Genomic DNA, 4,739 nt, shown 5'->3' on the forward strand with positions numbered 1-4,739 from the left:
AAGTTTATAAAATTGACAGAAGTTTTTTGTTTGGTAGTAATTCAGATGATCCGAAGTATGATATTCTCAATGCGATCATCATCTATATCAGTAAATACCATGACCACGAGAATGCCGAGAATGAAATGATTCGGATGCTTACGGATCTGTTTGATAAACGGATCAATGGAGCCGAAAAGGTTATGAAACTAAAGTCAGTTTATGGTCTTAAAATAACAAGAGAAGTTGAAAGTGAGGTGAAAGGTTTGTGTACTTATGCAGATGCTATTGAGAATGAAGCGCTATTGAAAGGATTAAAGGCTTTAGTTCATAGTCTAAAGGTATATGTAAGCGATTTTGATGAGTTGTATACTGTTGTTACAAAAAACGAAGAATATGAAAAGGTTTCAAGAGAAACTGTAATGAAGTATTACAATGAGACTACTGTAAACTCTTAGTTTATTGAATCTGGTACTTTGATTTGAATTATTTTTTTACCCGGTTCCAATATTCAGGTACCCGCATCGAGAACTATCCCGGTGTGGGTACATTTTGTTTATTTATAATGTGAAAGAAAGTAAAGGATGCACATTCTTTTCTATGGACTTTGAATCTAGATAGTTTTAAATCAAGCTCAAAGAGTATCCTGGATAAAGAAACAGAAACCGTAGATAGTATTCCGGAAAATGAAAACGACGTGGTGTTCCATAAGGATCATGGAAAGGGTTTTATCGTCAAATATACAGACAAAAATGTTTATGTTGATTTTGATGGGAAACAGCTGATTTTTCCGTATCCGGAGGCATTTGATAAGGGATACCTGTCTCAAGAATATTTGAAATAACATACAGAGACGGTTCGTAAGAGCCGTCTCTGTTTTTTGAAATTCTAATGATTCTACTTGTCTGATGAAGAAGCTTCTTTAATCCCTTCTATAAAAGTCTTTTCGTCAAATTCGGTTATACACACGTCCAACACCTCCGATCTGTGAATACTTAGGAACTCAGTTAGAATTCCATCATTAATGCACGAAACTACAGCTGCATCAACAGCTTTTGATATATCATTGGTTTCCGAAAGAAAATTTCTTATTCTTTCGACAAGGATCATATATTCATCCAAAAGTTAATGTTTAATTCTGTATCCTTCATTAATTACTTTCTTAGCTTGAGTATAACACTATACCTAGCCGCTTTTAATGAATTTTTGATAAAGTGGGATTGTTTTTGAAATAATTGACTATTATTTCCTTTGACCTGAGAATCATATCATGGTCTGAGGGAAATGCATATGGTCTATATTCAGACTATATGAAAATATATCGGTCTGTGATATGATGCCAGCGTCTTATGAGGCATCTAACGTTTTAATCTTAGAAATTCTTTTCAGAATGATCATTCCCGACAATGTATTTTCATAGACAAATCGCATAATTAAGTATATTATAATAGTAAGTGGGATATCCCACCACGGAGGTAAGAATCATGATGGCAGTAAAAGATTACACAGTTCATATTGATAGCAAGAAAAGAATAACGCTAAGAGGTGCTTTGTTTCAGTACTATAATGTTAAGGAATATGACAATGGTTGCATTATTTTAGAGCCTAGAGAACTTACAGTTCCAGATAGTATTTCCACACGTACGTTAGAGGATATGGATAAAGCAATCCGTAATTTTAAAATGGGAGAGGTATCTCCGGAAATTGATTTATCTGATTTTTAATGTACAAACGGAGTTACTAAATGTCATATAAAATACGAATGGGCATTCCTGAGATGGATGATTTATGGAATAAGCTACAATCTGACTATCGAAATGGAACAATAAGCAAAAAAGATGCAGAGCTTTATAAAAAATGGGGATCTGCATTAAAAAAATTGGCTGAGGATCCAATGTATCCAAGCCTTAAGTCCCATGATATTGAACCATTATCTAAACGTTATGGTTTAAAAGTATGGGAATCATATTTAGAGAATAAAACAAGTGGTGCTAGAAGAATGTTTTGGGTTTATGGGCCTGATAAGATGGAAATAACAATCATTGGATTGGAACCTCATCCGGAAGACTCTAAAAACGGAGCATATGATAGAATCATCTTGTCAGATTTAAATTAAAACAGAAACAGGACATCAACAGATTCATGGATATTGATGAAAAACGGAAAAACACCCAATCCCAATACAATATATCCGATAGCTGGATGTGATAAAGAAATATATGTGAAGCCTACGATAAAGAATCCTAACATCATTGTCGGAGAATTTACTTATATGGCTGACTCGGATTTTGGATTTTATGGTGACTGGCACCAATGGTACGGTATAACCAGGATTTGCCAAATAATGTTGGACAAACGGAATATTAAAAAGAGCAAATTTTTGTTATAATAATTTTTTGAAAGTATTATGTTAAATATACAATAGGTGGCAGTATGATAGATATATATACAGAGAAAAAAGAATCAAAAGACTGGATTCTTCAAAATGATCTCTATTTTAATCTAAATACAAGTAATGAAGACCTTTCCGATGAAGACATTAAACTTATCAAACAAATTGATGGTGCCAAGATAACACCTGATAAGCATATAGAAACAAAGTATGGCATAGGAACAATTCGTAATTTGTCTTCCGGGTGCAAGACATTGCTTAATATTGTGAAACATCCTGAAAAAGTAGTATGTGTTGAAGAATGTGGTCCAAATGTTTTGCAAGTAATATTCACTATGGATGATATCAAGATATATATGTCGAGGCCTTCTCTCTTTGCTATACCTAATGATGTAAAAATCAGATTTAACGATACAGATGTTGTCACAGGTGGAACCGGATATCAAAGATGGTGGAGCAGAGAGTATGAAAGGAGAGAAGCACTTGATTTATAAGAAGATATTGTTTAAAGCGGATCCATTTTCATATGATCTGGAGTTTGATGACAGAATAACACTTGTAGGTGGAGATAGTGGAACAGGGAAAACGGTTCTCTATGAAATTCTGGAAGATTTAAGACTTACCGATGAATATAAAGCTATTAAACTTTTTAACTATAAATCAGATGATATTGTTACATCCATAAAGCAGTGCAGACATAATTTTATAGTGGTGGATAATGCTGATATTTTGCTTGATGATGATATCAAAAAATTTATCAACTTTGAATTTTCCAATCAGTATATGCTTTTTTCAAGAAATTGTGATGGATTAAATGTATCTGATAATAGTTTTAAAGTATTAAAACTTAACGATAACAGGATCACATTGGAAGAGGAGCTTTGATATATGAAATATCTGTGGACGGAAGATACCGGAGCGGGACTTCATTTCTGGGAATTAGTCAACAGACTTATTTTTGATGGAACCCTTAAAGTTGAAAGCAAATTTAGTAATCAAGGTATTTTGGATGCACTGGATGATTTAAATCTGAATGATGAAGATAAGTACTATATTGCATTTGATTATGTGGTTGACAATCAAGACATTCGCAATAAGTATAGACTGTTGAAATCTATTTCCAATGTATCTGATGGAAAGGTCATAATACTTGATATGATTTGCTTTGAGTACCTGATTCTGGCATTTGATAAACTGGTTCAATGGACCGGGTCAGGAAAAACAGATAAAATCAGAATGAGAGAGGATATACTAGCTGCTGTTGAGAATCATAGGATAAATCTGTCAAAAATAGAAAATGAAAAGACTCTACAGTATTTATCCGGATTCAAGAGATTTTCAACAGAACGTGTGATGAAATCTCTGACAGGTGAATTGACGGAAAACGAAAAGTGGTCTATAAAGGGAAAGCTAATGGGCGAATGTTGGTACAAAGACTGCTGTGTGTCTGATCGCCCTGATAAAAATAAGTGTGGTAATCCAGAAATCAGAGATGGAAATGAGAAGATGAAGGAACTGTTTCAATCGGAAACCATAAATAGAATCATCTCTACTATATGAAGCAGCATTATGCCGGATAGTAAAATGACAAGGATAGTACAGAATGATTCTTGCAGAAAAAACAAAAGCTCTATGGTGAATACAAGCTAAGTTTCCGGGTGGATGGCATTTTTTCAAATGCTATTTGCCCGCTTTTTTAATTATCAAGAGAGCTTGCCACGATTGTCCCGTATTCCAGATGACATTTACAAACCTGTCCTTTAAATCGTGCAGGATGATATAATGGGTATAACGTACAAAGAAAATGAAACCCTTTATCATATATAGGAGGCTGGAAATGTCCAGAGGATCAAATCAAAAGTTCAAATTCACATATCTTATGGATTTTATGTTGACAGGCACCTGACTTTATAACATATTCATTTGCGAATAATAAAATCATGTTAAGTGTTAATTGATTTTAAATAACTAGAGGGCGGTTCCTTAACGAGAGCCGTCTTTTTGTCCCCCCTCCTCCAGGACCGTATGGTCTAAAATTAGACAATATGAAAAACTGTTGAGTTGTGATATGCTTCTAACGTCCATGAGACATCTAACGATTAATCCTAGAAATTCTTTTCAGAATGATCATTCCCGATTATACAAATTTTATTATCAGCTTTGCGCAGAACTGATATATAATCAAGGCGAGAGGTTCATATCTTTCTCGCTGTACTTTAGGAGCAGATATGGAACAATTTACAGGATTGGGGAAAGCCATAGTGGCTACAGACCCCGATAAGATCCGGCTGGATATGACGGTAAAAAATATCCTTGCATATAAACCATTGCTTGCGAGGATTTTCAAGGAAGTTGTATCTGAGTGCCG

The 4,739-nt window shown here is 34.3% G+C and carries 8 protein-coding genes; 7 read left to right on the forward strand and 1 reads right to left on the reverse strand.

Going from position 1 to position 4,739, the window contains the following annotated elements; genetic code table 11:
- Positions 1–437 (forward strand): hypothetical protein (locus BLV86_RS17200; protein WP_207647490.1); only part of this gene is annotated, 437 nt, incomplete at its 5' end.
- A 149-nt stretch (positions 438–586) separates the two neighbouring features.
- Complete coding sequence (locus BLV86_RS18160) at positions 587–823, forward strand: hypothetical protein (protein WP_090820038.1); 237 nt, start codon at positions 587–589, stop codon at positions 821–823.
- A gap of 53 nt (positions 824–876) precedes the next feature.
- Here the strand turns inward: BLV86_RS18160 and BLV86_RS17210 are convergent, their stop codons facing one another.
- A complete protein-coding gene (locus BLV86_RS17210; protein WP_031548938.1) occupies positions 877–1,089 on the reverse strand; it encodes a hypothetical protein in 213 nt (70 codons plus the stop codon).
- Between the two features lie 374 nt (positions 1,090–1,463).
- On the opposite strand from BLV86_RS17210, the gene BLV86_RS17215 reads away from it, so the two are divergent.
- The 5 genes from BLV86_RS17215 (at position 1,464) to BLV86_RS17240 (ending at position 3,931) form a co-directional block, all read left to right on the forward strand.
- Positions 1,464–1,703, forward strand: coding sequence for a hypothetical protein (locus BLV86_RS17215; RefSeq protein WP_031548935.1), 240 nt, complete (start codon positions 1,464–1,466; stop codon positions 1,701–1,703).
- Positions 1,704–1,723: 20 nt separating this feature from the next.
- Positions 1,724–2,095 carry a hypothetical protein gene (locus BLV86_RS17220; protein WP_090820040.1) on the forward strand — a complete coding sequence of 124 codons (372 nt, stop codon included), beginning with the start codon at positions 1,724–1,726 and terminating at the stop codon, positions 2,093–2,095.
- A gap of 317 nt (positions 2,096–2,412) precedes the next feature.
- Entirely contained in the window at positions 2,413–2,865 is a 453-nt protein-coding gene (locus BLV86_RS17230) for a DUF4869 domain-containing protein (protein ID WP_036612234.1), read from the forward strand.
- The gene (locus tag BLV86_RS17235; RefSeq protein WP_031548928.1) at positions 2,837–3,256 is read left to right on the forward strand and encodes a hypothetical protein; all 420 of its coding nucleotides are present in this window, start codon (positions 2,837–2,839) and stop codon (positions 3,254–3,256) included. Before BLV86_RS17230 ends, BLV86_RS17235 begins: the two co-directional genes overlap by 29 nt.
- A 3-nt stretch (positions 3,257–3,259) precedes the next feature.
- Positions 3,260–3,931: a hypothetical protein gene (locus BLV86_RS17240; RefSeq protein WP_090820043.1), complete on the forward strand. Its 672-nt coding sequence runs from the start codon at positions 3,260–3,262 to the stop codon at positions 3,929–3,931.
- Positions 3,932–4,739 lie beyond the last annotated feature (808 nt).

Origin of the sequence: Oribacterium sp. KHPX15, assembly GCF_900107835.1 — a bacterium.
Classification (GTDB): Bacteria; Bacillota; Clostridia; order Lachnospirales; family Lachnospiraceae; genus Oribacterium.